Annotated in this window: 19 protein-coding genes; 12 read left to right on the forward strand and 7 right to left on the reverse strand. The window is 58.1% G+C overall.

The genetic code is table 11. The annotated features are described in order from the left end of the window. Window positions 1–6: 6 nt before the first annotated feature. The 8 genes from DES43_RS10780 to DES43_RS10820 all read left to right on the forward strand — a co-directional run bounded on the left by DES43_RS10780 (window position 7) and on the right by DES43_RS10820 (window position 6,709). Complete coding sequence (locus DES43_RS10780) at window positions 7–1,206, forward strand: transposase family protein (RefSeq protein WP_245514553.1); 1,200 nt, start codon at window positions 7–9, stop codon at window positions 1,204–1,206. After that, window positions 1,203–2,081 carry a TniB family NTP-binding protein gene (locus DES43_RS10785; RefSeq protein ID WP_133675163.1) on the forward strand — a complete coding sequence of 293 codons (879 nt, stop codon included), beginning with the start codon at window positions 1,203–1,205 and terminating at the stop codon, window positions 2,079–2,081. The genes DES43_RS10780 and DES43_RS10785 overlap by 4 nt, the downstream gene beginning before the upstream one ends. Before the next feature lie 657 nt (window positions 2,082–2,738). After that, window positions 2,739–4,108, forward strand: a protein-coding gene (locus DES43_RS10795) for an IS3 family transposase (RefSeq protein ID WP_245514554.1) whose coding sequence is annotated in 2 segments (ribosomal slippage) — window positions 2,739–3,086 and window positions 3,089–4,108 — 1,368 coding nt in all. Because the reading frame shifts where the segments join, the coding sequence is not laid out codon by codon here. A 376-nt stretch (window positions 4,109–4,484) separates the two neighbouring features. Further along, on the forward strand, window positions 4,485–4,733 hold the full coding sequence (locus DES43_RS10800; RefSeq protein WP_133675167.1) for a hypothetical protein: 249 nt from the start codon (window positions 4,485–4,487) through the stop codon (window positions 4,731–4,733). 63 nt (window positions 4,734–4,796) lie between these two features. Then, window positions 4,797–5,093, forward strand: coding sequence for a type II toxin-antitoxin system RelE/ParE family toxin (locus DES43_RS10805; RefSeq protein ID WP_133675169.1), 297 nt, complete (start codon window positions 4,797–4,799; stop codon window positions 5,091–5,093). A 10-nt stretch (window positions 5,094–5,103) separates the two neighbouring features. Next, window positions 5,104–5,412 (forward strand): HigA family addiction module antitoxin, encoded by a 309-nt coding sequence (locus DES43_RS10810; RefSeq protein ID WP_133675171.1) that lies wholly within the window; start codon window positions 5,104–5,106, stop codon window positions 5,410–5,412. A 106-nt stretch (window positions 5,413–5,518) separates the two neighbouring features. Further along, window positions 5,519–5,704 (forward strand): hypothetical protein, encoded by a 186-nt coding sequence (locus tag DES43_RS10815; protein ID WP_133675172.1) that lies wholly within the window; start codon window positions 5,519–5,521, stop codon window positions 5,702–5,704. Between the two features lie 354 nt (window positions 5,705–6,058). Then, window positions 6,059–6,709, forward strand: a complete 651-nt coding sequence (locus DES43_RS10820; protein ID WP_133675174.1) for an alpha/beta fold hydrolase — start codon at window positions 6,059–6,061, stop codon at window positions 6,707–6,709. Between the two features lie 225 nt (window positions 6,710–6,934). Here the strand turns inward: DES43_RS10820 and DES43_RS10825 are convergent, their stop codons facing one another. After that, on the reverse strand, window positions 6,935–7,765 hold the full coding sequence (locus tag DES43_RS10825; protein ID WP_245514555.1) for a thermonuclease family protein: 831 nt from the start codon (window positions 7,763–7,765) through the stop codon (window positions 6,935–6,937). A gap of 281 nt (window positions 7,766–8,046) precedes the next feature. On the opposite strand from DES43_RS10825, the gene DES43_RS10830 reads away from it, so the two are divergent. Further along, window positions 8,047–8,733, forward strand: a complete 687-nt coding sequence (locus DES43_RS10830) for an outer membrane protein (RefSeq protein ID WP_166647733.1) — start codon at window positions 8,047–8,049, stop codon at window positions 8,731–8,733. Between the two features lie 608 nt (window positions 8,734–9,341). On the opposite strand, the gene DES43_RS10835 is transcribed toward DES43_RS10830, so the two are convergent. From DES43_RS10835 to DES43_RS10850, 4 genes are all read right to left on the reverse strand, one after another. Beyond that, window positions 9,342–10,007 carry an acyl-homoserine-lactone synthase gene (locus tag DES43_RS10835; protein ID WP_133675178.1) on the reverse strand — a complete coding sequence of 222 codons (666 nt, stop codon included), beginning with the start codon at window positions 10,005–10,007 and terminating at the stop codon, window positions 9,342–9,344. Between the two features lie 57 nt (window positions 10,008–10,064). Continuing rightward, complete coding sequence (locus DES43_RS10840) at window positions 10,065–10,793, reverse strand: LuxR family transcriptional regulator (RefSeq protein WP_133675180.1); 729 nt, start codon at window positions 10,791–10,793, stop codon at window positions 10,065–10,067. Between the two features lie 825 nt (window positions 10,794–11,618). Continuing rightward, window positions 11,619–12,122 carry a GNAT family N-acetyltransferase gene (locus DES43_RS10845; RefSeq protein ID WP_133675182.1) on the reverse strand — a complete coding sequence of 168 codons (504 nt, stop codon included), beginning with the start codon at window positions 12,120–12,122 and terminating at the stop codon, window positions 11,619–11,621. A 320-nt stretch (window positions 12,123–12,442) separates the two neighbouring features. Next, the gene (locus tag DES43_RS10850) at window positions 12,443–12,634 is read right to left on the reverse strand and encodes a helix-turn-helix domain-containing protein (RefSeq protein WP_245514556.1); all 192 of its coding nucleotides are present in this window, start codon (window positions 12,632–12,634) and stop codon (window positions 12,443–12,445) included. 219 nt (window positions 12,635–12,853) lie between these two features. On the opposite strand from DES43_RS10850, the gene DES43_RS10855 reads away from it, so the two are divergent. Continuing rightward, complete coding sequence (locus tag DES43_RS10855; RefSeq protein ID WP_133675186.1) at window positions 12,854–14,134, forward strand: pyridoxal-phosphate dependent enzyme; 1,281 nt, start codon at window positions 12,854–12,856, stop codon at window positions 14,132–14,134. 24 nt (window positions 14,135–14,158) lie between these two features. On the opposite strand, the gene DES43_RS10860 is transcribed toward DES43_RS10855, so the two are convergent. After that, a complete protein-coding gene (locus DES43_RS10860; RefSeq protein ID WP_133675290.1) occupies window positions 14,159–15,190 on the reverse strand; it encodes a pyridoxal-phosphate dependent enzyme in 1,032 nt (343 codons plus the stop codon). Beyond that, window positions 15,180–16,130, reverse strand: coding sequence for a GHMP family kinase ATP-binding protein (locus DES43_RS10865; RefSeq protein ID WP_133675188.1), 951 nt, complete (start codon window positions 16,128–16,130; stop codon window positions 15,180–15,182). Before DES43_RS10865 ends, DES43_RS10860 begins: the two co-directional genes overlap by 11 nt. Before the next feature lie 1,289 nt (window positions 16,131–17,419). Between DES43_RS10865 and istA the strand changes: the two genes are divergently transcribed. Together istA and istB are read left to right on the forward strand one after the other, a co-directional pair. Continuing rightward, complete coding sequence (istA, locus tag DES43_RS10885) at window positions 17,420–18,955, forward strand: IS21 family transposase (RefSeq protein WP_342636616.1); 1,536 nt, start codon at window positions 17,420–17,422, stop codon at window positions 18,953–18,955. A 14-nt stretch (window positions 18,956–18,969) separates the two neighbouring features. Continuing rightward, window positions 18,970–19,725: an IS21-like element helper ATPase IstB gene (gene istB, locus DES43_RS10890; protein ID WP_133675196.1), complete on the forward strand. Its 756-nt coding sequence runs from the start codon at window positions 18,970–18,972 to the stop codon at window positions 19,723–19,725. The last annotated feature ends 166 nt before the right edge of the window (window positions 19,726–19,891 follow it).

Below are 19,891 nucleotides of genomic sequence, written 5' to 3' on the forward strand. Positions count from 1 at the left end.
ATCCCTATGGCAGCGGCCCGCAAACGGGGGGAACGCGAGATTGAAGCCGCCTCGACGCCAAGCCCTGGTCAGTTCACTGTCGCAAAGCCGAATGCCCTTTGGCAGATCGATCATACCATCGTCGACGTCATTGTTGTTGACGAAAAGTTTCGTCGGCCCATCGGCCGACCGGTTCTGACGATCGCCATCGACGTTTGCACGAGAATGGTCGCGGGTTTCCATCTATCATTGGAAGCCCCATCGAGTACGTCAGTCGGTCTATGCCTCCTGCATTCCGTATACGACAAGACTGCCTGGCTGGATGAGCGAGGAATTGACATCCCCTGGCCTGTTGCCGGATTGCCCGAGGTTCTTCACTGCGACAATGGTGCAGATTTCAGGTCACGAGCGCTGGCCGATGCTTGCAGGGAGTACGGCATGAAACTCCTGTTCAGGCCGCCGGCCACACCCCGGTTCGGCGGACATATCGAACGGTTGATCGGCACAATGATGGGAGCAGTGCATCTGCTGCCCGGCACAACTTTCAGCAGCGTGAAGACCAGAGGCGGCTACGATTCAGAGGGCCGCGCGAATCTTACATTGCGCGAGTTGGAAAAATGGATCGCGCTGGAGATCGTTGGCAAATATCACCAGCGGATACATACCTCGCTGTTGCGCCCTCCCCTGGCGGTCTGGCGCGAACGGCAAGGCGAAGTCGACTTCAACCTGCCATCTGATCGAATGGCATTCTGGACCAGCTTCCTGCCTGGCGAAAGGCGGCGCCTGCTGAAAGACGGCATCCATCTGGAAAAGATCCGGTACTGGTCTGATGCATTATCACGCGATGTCGGTCGTGGCGCCGAACTCGAGATCAAATATGACCCACGAGACCTGTCCCGAATATTCGTTCGCCAATCAGATGGCAGGTTTATTGAAGCACGGTACCGCAATCTCGCATTCCCACCTGTTTCCTGGTGGGAGTGGAAGCACGCCAAGAAGGCACTTCGAGACCAGGGACGGCTTGAATTGCATGAGGACGTTATATTTGCGGCTATCGCACAACAGAGACAGATCGAGGATATCGCAGCATCCTCAAGCGCAAAAGCACGCCGGAGTGTTACAAGAAGACCAGCTGAACCGAGTCGTGAAGGACATAGCACTGTTCAATCTATCGATTTGACAAAACATAATCATTCAGACGACGACACGGAATATTGGGATCAATGATTGAATTCCCTCACCTGGCACCCGGCGCCGCCGCATTGGCAAATGGACCAAACCATACAAGAATTCGTGCCATTCGGTCCGATCGATGGGTCGGCTTTGATCGCGCTCGTAGAGTATTACGGCATCTTGATGCGTTATGCGACCATCCGCCAACAACACGCCCACCCGGCCTCGCTATTTATGGTCATAGCGGTATGGGCAAGACCATGCTCGTCGAAAAGTTCAAGCGCGATCATCCGCCCACCATGAACCACAGCACCGGCGTGGAGAGCATGCCGGTGCTGGCAATTACATTGACGTCGCGCCCAACAGAGCGCCGGATATATGGGCAGTTGCTGATGGCAATGGGAGCCAGCATCAACGAACGCCTGACCCTCATGGAACTTGAGATCAGAACCGTCCTCTTGCTGAAAAGCAATAATGTGCGCGTTCTGGTGTTTGACGAGGTCCATAACCTTCTCGCTGGGACGCCGAGGGAACAGCGCGTGATCCTGCAGCTTCTGCGATATCTCAGCAACGAGATCAAAGCCTCGCTTGTCTGTCTTGGCGTGTCGGAAGCACGCGACGCAATTGCCGGCGACACCCAACTGGCCCGGCGGCTGGATCAGTTCGTACTGCCCAGGTGGAAGGCAGATGAGGAGTTCCAGGAATTGGTAACCGCGATCCTGCGCAGCCTGCCGCTCAGACTTCCATCGGGTTTATCGAGCCAAAGCCTTCGCCATCTTTCTCGCCTCGGTGATGGCATCACGGCTCGGGTGTTCGGGATATTAAACGAACTCGCAATCGAGGCGATCAAGGACGGAATCGAGCGCATCACTGATGAAAGCATCGAATCCTGGAGACCAGCCCTGGAAAAGGAAGCAGCGTTCGCATAGCCACCAGACGTTACACTCCAATTGAGACTCTCCTGCCCTGAGTCTCAATTGGAGTGTAACTTTCTCGCGCAGAAAGCCAGAGTCCCAGATTGAAGTGTAAATCGACAATCTTCGACAAGCTTTGGTACGACAAGTTATAGTTACATTGGTAGGTTGGAGTCGACGAACAAGCGTCTTTGTGAGGATAGCGTTAGAGCCCGCTAAGTTTCAGTGACGGACGCGTTTCAGAAGGGCCTGAACGAGCCTGACTGATGAGCTATCTGCCTTGGCTGAGGAACGAGCGACGGCGAAGCCAGTCACACGATGAATTTTCACGACCTGTTCGACAAGGAAGTTTCACCTACTTTCGGCAAACGCTTTTCGTTCTTCCGCACCTTCGAAGGTCGAACCAGCAAGTAAGATCAGTCTGAACCATGCCGTCGAACGTCGCTTGTTGCGTAAAGCCAATCCCCAGACATAAGCGATCGGCGAGCCCGACGGCATCTACCGTAAGTCGTAGCGTCAAATCTTTTGATACAGTGGTGGTGTGGCCGCGTCTTTCAGTTCAACCGTACAAAGCTATTTGGCTTCCGTGTCCCCCGTCAGCACCAATGGCACAGATTTGAGGTTGTGATTTAAGGAGGATTTGGGCTTCGTCGTAGTGACGAAGGAACGAAGATGAAGCCCAAATCCTCCAATGCAAAATCGGCGGCCAAGACCCCTGCGGAGCAGGTGGTGAAGGACATCCGGCGCCAGACCCGGCGGCACTTCTCGGCTGAGGACAAGATCCGCATCGTGCTTGAAGGCCTGCGTGGCGATGACAGCATCGCCGAGCTGTGTCGCAAGGAGGGCATCGCCCAGAGCCTGTACTACACCTGGTCGAAGGAGTTCATGGAAGCGGGCAAACGCCGCCTAGCGGGCGATACTGCCCGTGCCGCGACCACCGGTGAGGTCCAGGACCTGCGCCGCGAAGCCCGCGCCCTGAAGGAATGCGTGGCCGACCTGACGCTGGAAAACCGGCTGCTCAAAAAAAGCATGATCGCGGATGGGGGCGACGACGAATGAGGTATCCTGCGTCCGAGAAGCTTGAGATCATCCGGATCGTCGAGCAGTCGCACCTGCCGGCCAAGCGCACGCTGGACCAGCTCGGCATTCCTCGCCGGACGTTCTACCGCTGGTACGACCGCTACCTCGAAGGCGGGCCGGAAGCGCTGGAGGATCGGCCATCGACGCCGAGCCGGGTGTGGAACCGCATCGGCGGCGACATCCAGCAGCAGATCATCGAGATGGCACTGGAAGCTGACGCGACCGATCTCAGCCCGCGCGAACTGGCGGTGCGCTTCACCGACGAGAAGCGCTACTTCGTATCGGAATCCACGGTTTACCGCCTGCTCAAGGCTCACGACCTGATCACCAGTCCGACCTATATCGTGATCAAGGCCGCCGATGCGTTCCATACGAAGACCACCCGGCCGAACGAGATGTGGCAGACCGACTTCACCTACTTCAAGATCATCGGGTGGGGTTGGATGTATCTGTCGACCGTGCTTGATGACTTCTCGCGTTATATCATCGCCGGGAAACTATGCACCAACATGCGGGCTGAGGACGTCACCGACACGCTGGACCTCGCACTCGCGGCGTCCGGCTGTGACAGTGCCACGGTGCTGCACAAGCCCAGGCTGCTCAGCGATAACGGCCCCAGTTACATCGCAGGCGAACTGGCGGAATATATCGAAGCCAACAAGATGAGCCATGTCCGCGGCGCCCCGATGCATCCCCAGACACAGGGCAAGATCGAACGCTGGCACCAGACCCTCAAAAACCGCATCCTGCTGGAAAACTACTTCCTGCCCGGCAACCTTGAGGCCCAGATCGAGGCCTTCGTCGAGCACTACAACCACCAGCGTTATCACGAGAGCCTGAACAACGTGACGCCCGCCGACGCCTACTTCGGCAGAGCGCCAGCCATCATCAAACAGCGTGAAAGGATCAAGCGACAGACCATCGAATATCGGCGCTTGCAGCACCGCAGGCGCACCGCATAATATCAAACCCCAGACGAGGCCCGCACTCCGCTAATTTACGCCCCGATCTGTGCCGAATGTTCTGACGACGGACAGATTCCAATATTGGTGGCGTGCGGCGCCAGGATACGGCAACGCCCTCCTTCAGCGCGCTGCGCCTTGCGGCCTGGGAGACGTACCTCTCCACCTTTGACGGCTTCACCATCGCCGATCTCATTGCACATCCAGCGGGCAGCCGGACGAATTGTCTGGATTGCGAGCTCATCAGATATGCCCGCCATGGACGAACCATGTGGAGGCTGAACGACCATATTGATCGTCACATACTGGCCTCCGAGGCCGGTGCTGGAGTCAGGTCCTGAATGGCGTGTCGCCGGATAATGAAGAAGAGCATATCATGCCCCTTTTCAGTTTGTTCCAGTCACCGCTGCGCAATTTGATCTCTGGTTCTGCATCCCGTCATGTTCCGGGCTGCATCACGTTCGCATTGGCCGCCGCGCTGATGCTGTCGACGGAGGTCATCGCGCAGCAACCTGACTCAGCGCAGAATATACAGCAGCAGACGGTGCAAGTGGGGCCGGAGGCGCAACAGCCGGCTTCCGCGCTGGGAACACCAGATGCGACTCTGATGACCGAACAGCAATGACGAAGAAACAGATTGCCATATGTACCATTAGGTGGTACATTGTGACAGCGTCAGAGGCAGGGAATGATCCTAGGGTTTCGAGATGAATGGTTAGGGGCCTTTTTCGTGGATGACGTTCATTCCCGCAACATCCCGGCCGATCTCGAAAGCCGTCTGTTTCGCAAGCTCCAGATGATCGACGATGCCATGACCGACCAGGACTTGCGTGTGCCGCCGAGCAATCATTTCGAGAAGCTGAAAGGCAATCTCGACGGTTTCCATTCCATCCGCGTCAACAGGCAATGGCGGCTGGTGTTCCGATGGGATGGAAGCAGGGGCGAAGCGTCCAGCCTCTATCTGGACGACCACAGCTATCGATGAGGTGACGGAAATGCTTATGACCGCGCGTAAACCGGCGACAGTCGGGGAAATTCTGGTGGAAGAGTTCATGCAGCCTTTGAGATTGACGCAATCGGCGTTGTCAGAGGCGATGGGCGTTCCGCGCAAGCATGTGAACGAGCTTTGCAACGACCGGCGCACCGTGACGGCACCGACCGCGCTCATTCTGGCGCGCGTGTTCGGCAACAGCCCCGACTTCTGGCTGAACGTGCAGCGCCGCACCGATTTGTGGGAGGCGATGCATTCTCCACGCGAGCGTGAGCGAATCGACCGGGCCAGACCGCTGGCTTCTGCCGCGTGAAGGCGGTTCGCGATCTACGGTAAAAGGACAACGCCCGCACCGTGGACCGTAAGGTTCTGGAGGCCCGCGTGCTGACCGGCCTGCGCGAACGCATGATGACGCCAGAATGACACAAGAAGCCGTGCGCGCCTACACGGAAAGCAATCGGCTCAATCGCGAGCGCCCCCAGAGCGAGGACGCCACCCGCCGCGAGCTTGCCGAGATCGTACGCGTCGAGCAGGGCGGCTATCACCGCCCCCTGTCCGCGACCCCAAGAAATTCGCCGGCCGCTCATGGTGCACGGGCTACCTGAAGCTTTTGCCGGAAGCGAAAGTCTACGCCGGCGGCGCAAATCGGGACTGGTGGCTGTTTGAAAATCGCCGCTACCAGTATGTCTGTTTCAATCTTCCGAAGAACGCGATGATGTCGAAGCCCTGCGAGGGCTACACACTTCGCAGTGGGCTGCATTCCTGGCGGGTAGCGGAAGCAGAGCCGGAGAACGCCTCATAAAGTGGGCGTTTTCAGGACGGGAACACCGAGTATTTTAGGTACTGTCGCTCCGGCTCGGTCTCCTGCCAGGTGGCTGTCAGGATGACCGTGCTATGGTCTCATGCGAAATGAGCGGGGCTGCCCCCGTTCTCCACCGCCTGATGTCAGGATAAATCACATGGCCACATTCATACTGATTGCCGGGGGCTGGCAGAGCGGCTGGGTCTACGAAAAAGTTGCGGAGATTCTCACCGCGCACGGGCACAATACGCTGCCGATTACACTCTCCGGGCTCGGCGACGTTCCCGCGCCGACAGCCAATCTGGATACTCATATCCAGGAAGTCGTTGACGTGATGAAATCGTACGAAGACGTCGTCCTTGTCGGGCATTCATATGCGGGCATGGTTGTCAGTGGCGCAGCCGATATCGATCCGGCTCGAATCCGGGCTTCGGTTTATGTCGACGCTTACGTTCCCGATTCCGGCGACTCTGTCTGGTCACTGACGACTCCCAAATTTCGGGAAATGTTCATCGAGGGAGCGAAGGGCGACGGACTGAATTGTGCACCGTCCCCCAGCATGGATGCTCGATGCCGCCCGCATCCGATGGGGACTTTCCTCCAATCGATCCGGCTTACTGGAAGATGGCGTGAGGTTCCTCGCAAGACCTATGTCGGCGCACATGGATGGGACGGGAGTCCGTTCCGTGATCTGTATACGCGACTAGCGGGCGATCCGGATTGGTCGACGATTGCTCTCGATTGCGGGCACAACGTAGCGCGACTGCAACCAGATGCTCTGGCCGAGATCTTGTTGGCTCAGGTGTGATCGGCGGGCGTGGCCTCAACCCGATAGCAAGGTTATTGCCCATTTCCTTGTGGGGATCGTTGCAGACCGAGAAACTGGTAGAAGGTCCCTCGAAGGGAATCGCGTCAACGCCAGACCGTTGATTGCGGAGTTTCGGGACGCTTGCATTGAAAATCGCACCTAAAGCATCGAAGCTGGATCAGCTGCTCGGCTCAGTACTGGCGTCGGCCGTGAGACCGGTAGTATTCACTGCTTCGCCCGCCGCCAGCCAGCTGCACGGGCTTCCTGTTCAGAGCAGAACCACCTCTCGCCTTTCGACGTCGTGATCTTCGTCCTCGAATACCATTTCTGCCCCGGGACGTGATAAATCCGCTCGCCGCCCTTCGAGATGTTGCCTTTGATATCGCACGCTCCCGAATTGTCGGATGCCGAGGCCGCCGATGTGCCGGATGACGATACCAACGGCACCATGGAGGAGTTCATTTCCTGGCGCTGGACGGCTCGCCACTCCCAAGGTGCCTGGAATGATCCTTGCCAGATGCCAATCTTCTCAGCCTTGGCGGCGGCTTGCTCCTTGGAGAATGCGCCGCTGCTGTAACGTGGCCAATCCATTGCGTGCCCGTTTCTGACCAGCCATCGTTGAACGCTCGCGCCGTCTGCACGGGAACAGTTGCCGACGAAACGGCCGTATTGGTCTCGATCCACGTAAGAGCACGATGTTGGCGATGATGCCGCCAGCCAGGTTGACAAGGCATTGGCCGACTGGGCGCCGCACCGGTACATCCGGCCGCCGCTGTCCGAACAGAGCTGCGCGGATTCCGGCGCGTCGATCCCATTGAAGCGGATTCGCTCACCGTGAATCTCGATGGTGTCGCCGTCGATTACGGATGCGGCGCCGACGATGGTTTCCGTGGTGCTGGAAGTGACGACCTGCGCCGCACGCGGTAGCGGTAGTTGCTGCACGAGACCCGGTCCGAAATACCCGGCGGCTCCGGCGATGCCCATGGCGGCGAGAATGGGAACGATGCCCCCTGCCCTGCCGGATTTCTGCTGTTTGAAATAGACGACCTTGCCCATCGGTCGGTGGATACCCCTGATTTGCCCATGTGCACCCTAGCACGGAAACCTGAAAGAGCGGTTTCGGCAACCGGTCAAATAATTCACGTCGCCGGCGCCCTCACGGCTTGGTACGTTCGTTATGTCAGTTCCTTTCGAATTATCGGACGGAGGGCATTTTGTTGTCAGCACGCCACAGTTGTAGCCAAAAGAGGTGGCCATACCGCTTTTGGCGGACAATTCAGTTGACGGGCGTGCCCGGATCAATGCTGGTGTTGCGTCAAGTTTTACGGGAGACTACTATGAAAAAGCTTTTTCTAGCATCGGCGCTGACCGCGCTCACCTTCTCGGCCGCACAGGCCGCCGATGCCGTTATCTACGAGCCGGCACCAGTGGCGTCGACCTCTTACGACTGGTCAGGTTTTTATCTCGGCGCGCATGCCGGATATGGATGGGGCGATTACACACCGTTCAGCCCTGCTGACGGCGAAACCGGCCCGAACATTGATATCGATGGCTTCCTTGGCGGCCTTACGGCGGGCTATAATTGGCAATTGGACAGCATCGTCCTTGGCATTGAAGCCGATATCTCTAATGGACCTGAGGGTAAAACGGCCCAAGGAACCTTCGGGCCATCATGGTCTTGCATTTCGGGTGATTGTAATGCCGATATCGAGTGGTTCGGCACGGTGCGCGGCCGTCTCGGCTATGCGGTTGACCGTTTTCTGGTGTACGGCACCGGTGGTTTCGCCTTTGGCCATGTTGAGGGCGGCATTCACAACTCGGAACAACAGGGTAGCGGATCGGCCACAGGTTGGGCGGCTGGCGCCGGTGTTGAATTCGCATGGAACCAGCATTGGACCACCAAGGCTGAATATCTGCACGTCGATCTTGGAGACATCCCGTTCGGCACGGATAGCAGCGGAGGATCGTTCAAAGGGGACGGTTCCTTTGACGTGTTCCGTCTTGGTATCAACTATAAATTCTGATCCTCTCGACATTTCCAGAAGGCCCCGCCATGCGCGGGGCCTTTTCTGTTTCACCTCGGCGATAGTCAGGTCACATTTGCGCGCTATTCTGCCAGCGCGGCTTCTCAATGGCCCCAGGGGCCAGCGTGCTCCCTTCCCCCAAGCAGAGCGCGTCGGCCCGTTTCCCTTTAGGCGATGATTAAGTTTACGATTTTGGTCATGATTCGACTCTCATCTCTAACCGTGCTTCTATTCGTAGCGGGTTTGGGTTAGGAGTTCGAGTTATGGAAATCTGGATACCGCTGCTGGGCAGGCTGAAAATGAAACCCGCCTTTGCAGTCCGCCGCGCCGAAAAAGAACTTTTGAGGATCGGGGGATATTCATTCACATTTCTCGGCAGGCGCTGACGCGTACGGATTTCTCTGCCTGCAACACGGATAGTTCCGGCCTGCCGGCTTTGGTACATCCCATCGCTGATCCTCAGCTTTTCCGCATATGACCATTGAACCGCCCGGCATTGCCGGTCCGGTTCAGTTCGGTACGAACTTTTTTGGCGATGTATTCGGGTTCAGTGACCGGTGCGAATGCTTCGACAGTATGTGCATACAATGTCATTTACATCCATACGCTTATGCTTGGATGACGATAGCCGGTGGCTCCGGTTTCTGACTGTTTTTTAATTGGCACGCAGCAAGCACGCTTACATCATCAAGTCCGTAGGCAGCACGTGATGACGCCAACGCAGCCTCGGTAACTTGAATCAACAGGGCGATGATCGCACCATCAGGATGGTCGATGGTCGGTCCCAGCCTTTTTATCGGCCAGCCCAGCCGCTCCAGTCGATCAAGCCAGAAAGTTTCGCATACAACGCTGATTTGTTGGATGCCGAGCACAAAGGCAGCTTCCAGCAAGCCGCAAAGAACAATGCCGGCAGCAAGAGAAGGTTCTCCAGGCTTGCGCAGCAAAGGCGCAACGAAAATCCGTGTCCATTCGTAAATATCGTGGCCTCTTGGAACGTCTCCGTCCGCAAGCATTGGGAAGACGTCTGACAACAGATGCGGTTTAAGCGTGGGAACAAAGCGAGATCCCCCGCATAGATTGCCATTGTCATCGATACCTAGAAGATAGATCGCATCTGCGTTGTCGAACGCGTCGATTTCGAGAGGAATAGGCCGTTCCACCTGACGCCAGTTTCGTTCGCCGACATAAATCTGATGACGAAGGCGAAAATGGCGCTCCAGAGGCTCTTCATATGCCTTGCGGTTCGACCAGTTGACAATGTGAATCTTGAACATGGCGAGCGATGCGTAGCTTACGCCACATCCTCGGACCATACTGGTTTTTGGGTATTGTCAGAGATGAATGTCGCCGCGCAGTATTGCCTTGATCGCCGCGTGCGTTGAATTTGTCGCGTCCAATTTTTCGCGAATATTGCTGAGGTGGCGCTCGACGGTCAGTTTTGAGATGGATAGGATGCAGCCCACATCCTCGGCGGATTTGCCAGCAGCCGTCCACGCCAGGATATCCCGCTCCCGGTTGGTCAGTTTCTTCTGAGCTGGTTCATCGGCTGCGCCGCGCAATTGTTGTACAGCCCTGAAGGCGTGGATGGACACCATTTCAAGGACAGGCAGGTCGTTTCTGCCCAAGGCGATACGGTCTCCTGCCACGGTAATGACAGCAGGCGCCTTGCAGGGCTCGTAAACAGGGATACACACGCCATCCAACATGGCGAACTCAGTGGCCTCTTCCATGACGCGCAACTCCTTGGCGGACATTCGTGAGCGCGAGAGCTCGCTCCATAGAAACGGCTTGCCTGAAATGCGACACTGCATAACACAGGGATCATGGGAGAAGTGATCGCTGGTGGTGTAGTGTGCGGACCATTCTTCCGGCCAACCGTCATAGAGGACCGATCGCGGCCAAAGTCTCTCATCTGTCCGAGGCAGTCTTGCAATCAGAAGATGGCGCAAGCCGAAGAGGTGAAGAAAGGGAGACAAACCTTCTATAACTCCGGCCGATGTCCTGGCGGCGTCGATGTGTGCAAGTACTGTCGCCAATTTTGATATCGTCTCAACGTTCATGGCAGCAGAAAAACATGGTGCACCCTTTGTCTGTCTGTCACAGACTAGTTGGGCAATATGAGACGGCTCAATGTCAAAAAAGAATAATGTTCATTATAGTTTGCATTTTTTGGTTCATTCACGCTGATGTGTTGAGCTGGATAGCAGGAAGTCAGGTCAGGCGCGTCGCCAATCCTTGGTAGAAGCTTCGTGCTGGATGCCGTCGAGGCGGCGCCAGGCGCAAGTGTGCCAACGTTTTCGCCTTTTTTCGTCCAGACATAGAATGCGATAGATGACCGTTGGCATGGATTCCGCGCCATCCTTCGATCGAAGACTGCAGCGTACAGATCGACCAAAGAAAGTCTTCACATGCAATCAGGTGCAGTCCGACGTCTGAAGCTCATGCCTTTTGTCCGCCTTCGGGCAGCAGGTCCCGAAGCACGACAGATTGCCCTCGGGATCGCGGCAGATGAATTTGCGGGCCGTAATCGCGGTCGGCAAGACCTTCACCCGCGGCCTTCACACGGGCAAACATCGCCTCTTGAGCGCGATGTTTGTCACCTCGATAGTCTCGACTGCGATTCCGCCGCGAGAAATCCGGACTGAGGAAGCCATGGCGGAACGATGGCAGGTGAAAGGCTCGGATCCTCTCGACGTTCGCGACAATGCGCGATCAGAAGAGGGACCGTCTGCGGCATCAAGCCTGTGGGCTGTGAGCCGTGTAGCCATCCTGCCCCATCAGGCTGACCGCGACACGCATTATGTGCATCCTGCTGTCTTTCGACCGACCAGATCGCACCCAAATGCCAGATTATCATTTACCAGGACCCGCTGCCTGGCGCGCGCCTATGATTTCTGCATGAGATCGGATACCCGACACGACAGGATATCTTCCACTCCGAGCCGCCCATTGTGAGATTCGCCGGTCTCCTGGAAGCCACAGCGCAGATAAAATTCCCTGGCAATGACGTTTTCGACGTTGACACTGAGCATCAGCTTTGAAGCTTGCGGCCAGTGTGTCGCAATCCAATGGGCGGCGCGAACAACGGCCGTCGCTCCACATCCCCGCCTCTGCATTCTCCCGCTGATACGAAAATTATGAAGGCTGACTGCATCCGGGGCGGCCCAATCGGGCAATGCCTGCCCCTTTCGAAGCATAAGGAACCCGGCAATCTTGCAATCTGCGATGATCAGAAATGGGAAGCAGCCTTCTGAGTTCGGCCGGGCCTTCAAACGCCCCGCTATCCCGATCATGCTTCCACCAGCGAAGTCTTCTTCGCTGGCGCTCAGTTCGATGCCGGCAACCGCGGCAATCTTAGCGGGATCGATCAGTTTGAGGGAAACATCCATGCGTATGGTCCGTAGGCTTTTCACCGATGATCATACTGGCCCGCGCGGGGTGGCCTGCGGGCGCGCCGCTATGATCCAGCAGCCCGGGGCATGTTGCAGCAACTATCCCTTATGCTGTTGAATTTCTGCGTGTCACCGGAAGGGAGATCGATCGGATGCCGCCCTGCAGCAGCCTATCGATCCCCTTCGGTGGGCGCGCCAGAGCGGCGCCTGAAGAAGACATGCCAATCGTACTTATCCCTCACCAATCCACCCATACATATTTTTTTGGATTGTCAGGATGCTGCAGCCCGATTTCCTATTGATTTTTTTGTCGTCTTTTATGGATCAGGCTTCTTGATCAACTCTGCCGGATCGACATCAAGGGCGCGCGCCAGTGCTTCAACGGTTTCAAGTGTCGCATTGCGACGACCGGCTTCGGCGCCGCTGAGATAGGCTCGGGGACTACCGGACAGATGCGCCAATTGCTCCTGGGACAGGCCACGCTCCCGGCGTAGCCGCTGCAGGTTCAAGCCGAATATGCCTCGTATGTCCATCGCTCGAGGATTTCATATGTGCACTGTAATGCAACGCATTATAATGCACATTTTCATTGACGTGAGGCGAGCGTGCTGCTTGAACGAGATGGATCGCAGGCAGGACCAATGACCTGCGCGCCATATGTCCGGGCGGTAAAATGCGCTGAACGCTGTGGTGCAGGCCAGACCGCTTTAGACGGGGAGTTTCATCGAATGAATATTATCGCTGGATACCGCTGCATCCGTTGCGGGACCCGATACCCATCCGATCAGAGGCTGGATACGAGGGGCTGCCCGAGTTGCCTTGAAACCGGCCCATCAAACCTTCGGCCTCTTTATCCGGTCGGAAACGGTTACGCTGACCTTTCCGGCACGAACAATCATGCCGGAAAATCCCTGTGGCAATATGCGTCCCACCTTCCTCCATTTGGCGCCGGGATCGTGTCGCTTGGCGAAGGCTTGACGCCCCTTGTCCATGCTGGACGTGTCGGCCAGATCCTGGATGTGCCGCACCTCTTTATTAAGGACGAGAGCCGCAATCCGACCTGGTCCCATAAGGATCGCTTTTCGACTGTCGCTGTATCGGCCGCCCTCAACCAAGGGGCAAAGGTCGTGGCGACGGCATCATCAGGTAACGCCGGAGCATCGCTGGCGGCTTATGCTGCCAAGGCTGGACTTCAATGTGTCGTTGCGACCTTTGCCGGCGCTGCCGACGCCATGATCTCACAAATCCGCGCATATGGCGCGTCGGTTTTCCCGATGGCCCGCAAAACGGACAGATGGGCGCTTCTCGAAAAGGCTGCCGATCAGCTCGGATGGTTTGTCACTTCCCCCTATCACCACCCCGTCGTCGGCAGTCATCCGATTGGTATCGAAGGCTACAAGACGCTTGCCTACGAGATTGTCGACCAGTCAGGTGATCGCTTGCCGGACTGGTGCGTTCTGCCGGTTTGTTACGGCGATGCGTTGGCCGGCCTTGCCGCAGGATTTCACGAATTGCTTGAGATGGGCAAGATCAGCCGCGTGCCCAGACTCGTTGCGGCCGAGGTGCATGGCTCACTGTCGGCCGCGCTTGAAAGTGGACACGACAGGATCGAAGAACAGAGCCAGGCATTCGAAACCGTCGCTGTCTCGATCGGCACGACGCGCAGCACCTATCAGGCGCTGAAAGCGCTTCGGGATACGCGAGGGTGCGCGGTCTGTGTATCCAACGACCAGATCACATCCATGCAACGAATGCTGGCCGCCAAAGAGGGTATCTTTGCCGAACTGGCATCTGTCGCGCCGCTTGTCGCTGTTCAACGCCTGCGGGGCCAGAAGGTAATTGCCCAAAGTGACCGGGTAATAACGGTCGTTACGGCAAGTGGATTGAAGGATCTCGATATCTCGGTCGAAACTACAGCGAGAGAGAAGCCGTTCGAGAGCGTTGAAGATGCATGGAAATGGGCACTTGAACGAACAGCAGCAGGCCCAGGCGTTCGTGTTAGGGCATGATTTCTGTAATGTCCGGCCTTTGATCTACACTCGCGAAGGCTGCATGTCGGCATTCAAAGGCGCCCTGCCCCATTCATATCGTGTCCATTCCCATTCTTCTCGTGGCTCGATCGCGGAGAGGGTCTCAGGTTCATGGAGGGCTTCGCCCGGCCAGCCGGGGAGGCGATCCAGCCATCCCCGGTTGTAGACCGTATCCGCATGTCGGAAGCCTTCATCGGGCATGATGACTGCAACCGTGGCGTCAGGGTAAGTGCGGGCGATCCATGCCCCGACCAGGGCAGATGCGCCGCTTGTCGGTCCCTGGAAAATACCGTGGTTACGCAACAGCGCATGGGCGGAATGATATGCGGCATAGGCGCCAACCCAATGAACCTCGTCGATCAGGTGATGCCTGACATTTGCCGGAATGACGCTGTTTCCCAGCCCGCGCAACATACGCTTACCCACCGGTTGGCCGAACAGGACACTGCGGTGGGTATCGACAGCTGCAATCTTCAAGTGTGGGTAGAGCTGTCGCAGGAAAGTGCCTGTTCCACATAAAGAACCGCCTGTTCCGATGCAGCCGACCAGCCAGTCGATCTGCCCTGTGGATCTCACAAGCAGTTCTGCCAGCCGGGCGTATGACAGCCAGTTTCCAGGACTGTCGTACTGCCGCGTCCAGAATGTGCCGGGCTGATCCTCCATGGCCTGCCTGAGATACGCCAACCTGTCCGGTTGATTCCCGTCTCCTTTCTCGTCCTCCAGCACCACGACATTTGCGCCGAGCAGTTCCAGGCGGCGCTTGTAAGGCGCGTCGATCAAAGTCGCTGCTGTCACCAGCGTGAGCCGATAGCTCCGCGCGGCGGCAAGAAGCGCCATTGCCATGCCGAATGTGCCCGAGGTCGTTTCTATAATGTGGCTATCGGCTTTGAGTTCGCCGGACTTCTGCGCCTGATCGAGAATGAAGCGCGCTGGCATCAGCTTCATCAGGGGAAAAGCGGCCGTAACGATGTTCGGACCGAGCCGCGCAAGCCGGGGCGTTTCCAACGCGCGGAAATAGTCAATCTCAACGGACATCAATGCCCCCTGCCCCGTTCACGGAAAAAATGCCGATGTCCTGAAACCCGGCATCGCTCAATTCGCTCGAAATCTCGCGAATGACGGAAGTCAGGCCGGCGGACGCGGGATCCAGCAGAAGCCCGTACAGAGATCCGCTGTGAGCAACCTGAATGCCGAGCGCTCGATGGTGGTCGGCAAGTTCGATCACATAATCGAAGGAGAGTTTTGAGAGATGCCGTTGGTTGACACGGGCGCTGAGTGTCGCCGCACGGCCGAGAAGACAGGGATCCTGATGGCTGACCGCTCGGGCCACCAACCCCCGCAAGACACGGAATAGCTGGATTTCTTCAAGGCTGTATCGCGCGGGCGGCAGATCGAGCGTGCTGACACCACCTGTTCCATCTGCCTTGAAACCGATAAGGACGAATGGCGGCAATGAGCCGCCAAAATGCTCGAGAACCTCCCCTTCCCGCTGCGCAAAAAGCAGGGCCTCGCTTTCAAATGCGGTCGCATCGGATGCAGTCTCGGCGGCGACCGCCAGACGGCTGATCGAAACCGGCATAAGTTTTTTTCCCAACGCCGAAGCGGCCGCTCGGCTCGACGCAACGACATCCGCCGTCGAAGATCCGTAGCCATGCCCTATCGGGATATGGCTTTCGATGCGAAGCAGGCCCCCTGCTTTCGGACGCCCCAGTTGTTCAAGTGTCAGGCGGGCCGCGCGTAGCGCCTTTGTCTTTTCGCGAGGTTCGACACGGAGGTTTTCTCTGTCATCAAGGATAAGTTCGGCTGTCGATCGCAGGCCATCCAGCGGAATTGTAACGAGACCACGGTGCAAAAGCCCCTGCTCGTCTTCGAATACACCCTGGATCAGTTCGCCATGATGTCCGATAGCATGCCCTTCTCCCCGTCCGGTATATAAAGATGGATTCGGTCCAGATGCTTCTTCGACGGTCGTCACGGGCTTACCTCCGAACGGAGTGTTCACTAGCAAAGTGAACACTCCGTCGGCACAAATCACTTCTGGTAATCTGGTATTGACCGGAAGAAACACACAGCCATGGAAATGGCCGGGGCACTCCCGTCGTTTATCAAGTGGTTACTTCCGCACGATGGTTGGTTTTGAAGGTTGCACCGTTTTGAGCATTGCGCATGCGGCGTTAAGCAGACGATCGGCTACGGAGCGAAACGCACGACCATGGCTGTGACCTCGGCCGCAGGGCGGCATATTTGGTATGGCTCTTAATGGCGCGCTGAACCGCGTTGCACACCCAGTGGTATATCATGTTTGCAAGGCCGCCCTTGGCGGCGGCTTTGCCTTGCGTCGGCTGCCCTGCTTTCGACAAGCTGGCGGGACGGGCCTATCGCGTGTCTGCGAAAGCGGCCGACGTCAATCCCATTGCCTACCTCGCCGAAACCCTCGACGCCATCATCAAGGGTCATCCGCAGAGCAGAACGTCAAGCCCGAATCCATAGGTGATCGGCAAGGCGCTTACCAAAATGCGGCGTGGTTTGGGAATTGTGGGGACGGTAACCACTGTTGTTAATGTCCCATGCCACGCCCCCTGGCCACGGAGCTTGAGCCTCGGTTTCAAAAAGATCAGATCCGTCAAAGCCAACAATCTGTAGATGTTCCCACATGCTCGGGCCGATCTGATTGCCAGACAAGTACAACTTTTGCATGAGCCGCCCCTCGCGATCAAAAAATAAGTCTATTCCCGTGTGTATCCGTATCGCAATTCTTTGATCTTACCGGATACATCGAACCTCATGTCGAATGTGTGTGCATGCAGCGGTGGCCATACAAGGTATGTTCGCCAAAGCCCTTCCCCCTCGTGCTCTGACAAAATGAAGCCCGCGTACATTCGAACCTCACCTTTCTGAAGTATCTCGGAGGGGCCGTGCCACACGTTGACATGGAAGCCTTGGCACCGTAGCCAGTCGGCGAACTCTTCTAACGATGCCAGTCGCTCATAATTCCTGCGCAACAATCGTAACGCGTCTTCGGGACCTCCGACGTCAGCCCAAATCTTAAACGGATCAAGCCGAAGTCCAGATTTGCAGACGGTCTCCTCTGGTCGAGTGCGGATTCCGACGTTATCCGGCCGGGCATTCCAACCTGAAGCCGGCCACCGTTCCGACGTGAAGCCGGCCACCATTCCGATCAATATCCGGCCGCTTTGAGGCCTGAGCAGGAGCACCTGGGTCAGCAACTTTGGCATGACGGTCCTTTTGAACAAGGGACGCGTAATGCCGGCAAAGAGAAGGCTGACCATGAGACAACTACGACAGATGCTGCGGCTTGCCGGTGATGGAACCAGCGCCCGCGAGATCGCACAGAGGCTGGGCATCGCGCGCAGCACCGTGCAGGACAATCTGAAGCGCGCGACGGTGGCGGGACTGATCTGGCCGCTGCCAGGCGACCTGACCGACGACGCGCTGGAGAACCGGCTGTTCGCCCGCGCCGGGGTGAAGCAGGGCCTGCGCCGGCTGCCGGAGCCGAACTGGGCGGATCTGGCGCTGGAGTTGAAGAAGCCGGGCGTCACGCTGATGCTGCTTTGGGAAGAGTATCGCGCCGTCCATTCCGGCGGCTATGGCTACAGCCGTTTCTGCGACCTGTTCCGTGGCTTCGAGAAGCGCCTGTCGCCAACCATGCGCCAGGAACATGTCGCCGGCGACAAGGTGTTCGTGGACTATTCCGGCAAGAAGATCGCCATCATCGACCCGGTGACCGGTGAGGTCCGTGAGGCGGAGATCTTCGTCGGCGTCCTGGGTGCATCCGGCTACACCTATGCGGAAGCGACCTGGACGCAGGCGCTGCCGGACTGGATCGGCGCGCATGTGCGCATGTTCAGCTTCTTCGGCGGCGTCCCGCGCCTGATCGTGCCCGACAACCTGAAGTCCGGCGTCAATCATGCCTCCTTCTATGATCCGGAGATCAACCGCAGCTACGGCATGATGGCCTCGCACTATGGCGTCGGCGTGCTGCCGGCGCGGCCGCGTCGCCCGAAGGACAAGGCCAAGGTCGAGAACGGCGTGCGTTTTGCCCAGACCTGCATCCTCGGCCGGCTGCGGCGGCAGACCTTCTTCTCGTTGGCCGAGGCCAATGCCGCGATTGCCGGGGCGCTCGATCGCATCAACGGCCATGTCATGCGCCGTCTCGGCGTCAGCCGTCGCCAGCTGTTCGAGACGGTGGAACGGCCGGCGCTGGCGAGCCTGCCCGTGCAGGACTACGAGTTTGCCGAATGGCGCCTGGCCCGCGTCGCCACCGACTACCATGTCGAGTTCAAGGACTTCTTCTATTCGGTGCCGCACAGCCTCATCCGCCAGCAGGTCGACATCCGCGCCACGGTCAGGACGATCGAGATATTCCACCGCGGCAAGCGCGTCGCCGTCCACCAGCGCCGCTATGGCGGACGGCGCTACGGCACCAACCCCGAGCACATGCCCAGTTCCCACCGCCGCTATGCCGAATGGACGCCGGCACGTTTCCGCAGGTGGGCTGCATCGATCGGGCCACAGACCGAGGGGCTGATCATCGCCATTCTGGCCAGCCGGCCACATCCGGAACAGGGCTTCCGCACATGCCTTGGCGTTTTGCGCCTCTACCGCGATCTCCACCGTGATCGCGCCGAGGCGGTCTCGGCACGCGCCGTCGAGATCGGCGGGCTGACCTGCAAGAGCATCGCCGCCCTCATCACCAATCACAAGACCGCCCGGCCTGCCGGCAATCTCGGCGCCATCATCGATCACGCCAATCTGCGTGGTCCCGGCTACTTCCATTGAGGAGACAACAGATCATGCTGACCCATCCCACCCTCGACATGCTGCGAGACCTCGGCCTGCACGGCATGGCCAAAGGCTTCCAGGATCTCGACGCCCAGCCGGAAGCCCGCGCCCTCGACCATGGCGAATGGCTCGCCATCCTGCTGGAGCAGGAAGCGACACTGCGCCGCCAGAAGCGCTTCGAGGCGCGTGCCCGCGCCGCAAGGCTGCGCCATGACGCGCAGGTCGAAGACGCCGACTTCCGTGCCGAACGCGGGCTCGACCGCTCCCTGTTCCTCAAGCTCGCAGGCTGCGACTGGATCCGCCAGCGCCACGGTCTCCTGATCACAGGCCCCGCCGGCGTCGGCAAGAGCTGGCTCGCCTGCGCTCTCGGCCATAAGGCCTGCAGGGAAGACTTCTCCGTCGTCTACCACCGCGCGCCACGGCTCTTCGCCACGCTTGCCCTGGCAAGGGGCGACGGTCGCTATGCCAGGATGCTGAAGGCGCTGGCCCGCACCGACCTGCTCATCCTTGACGATTGGGGACCCGAAAAGCTCAACGACGAACAGCGCCGCGATCTCCTCGAGATTATCGAGGACCGCTATGAGCGGCGATCGACCATCGTCACCAGTCAGGTGCCCGTCGACCATTGGTACGAGATCATCGGAAATCCCACCATCGCCGACGCCATCCTCGACCGCCTCGTGCACAACGCTTACCGCATCGAATTGGCCGGCGACAGCATGCGAAAGCGGCGCGCGCCGGAAAACCCGGAAGCAGCTCAGGCTTGACCAGAAACGAAACTCGAACCAAACCTCAACAATGACCCAGGTGATCCAAAAAGGTGGCCGGCTTCAAATCGGAACCCCGGCCGGAATGAAATTGGAATGGGTGGCCGGTAATTGATCGGAATCACCGGCCGGCTTCGTCGGAATGCACAGGTCGAGAGAACGGCGG

The sequence above is a fragment of the Aquamicrobium defluvii genome (assembly GCF_004363725.1).
Taxonomy (GTDB): Bacteria; Pseudomonadota; Alphaproteobacteria; order Rhizobiales; family Rhizobiaceae; genus Mesorhizobium; species Mesorhizobium defluvii.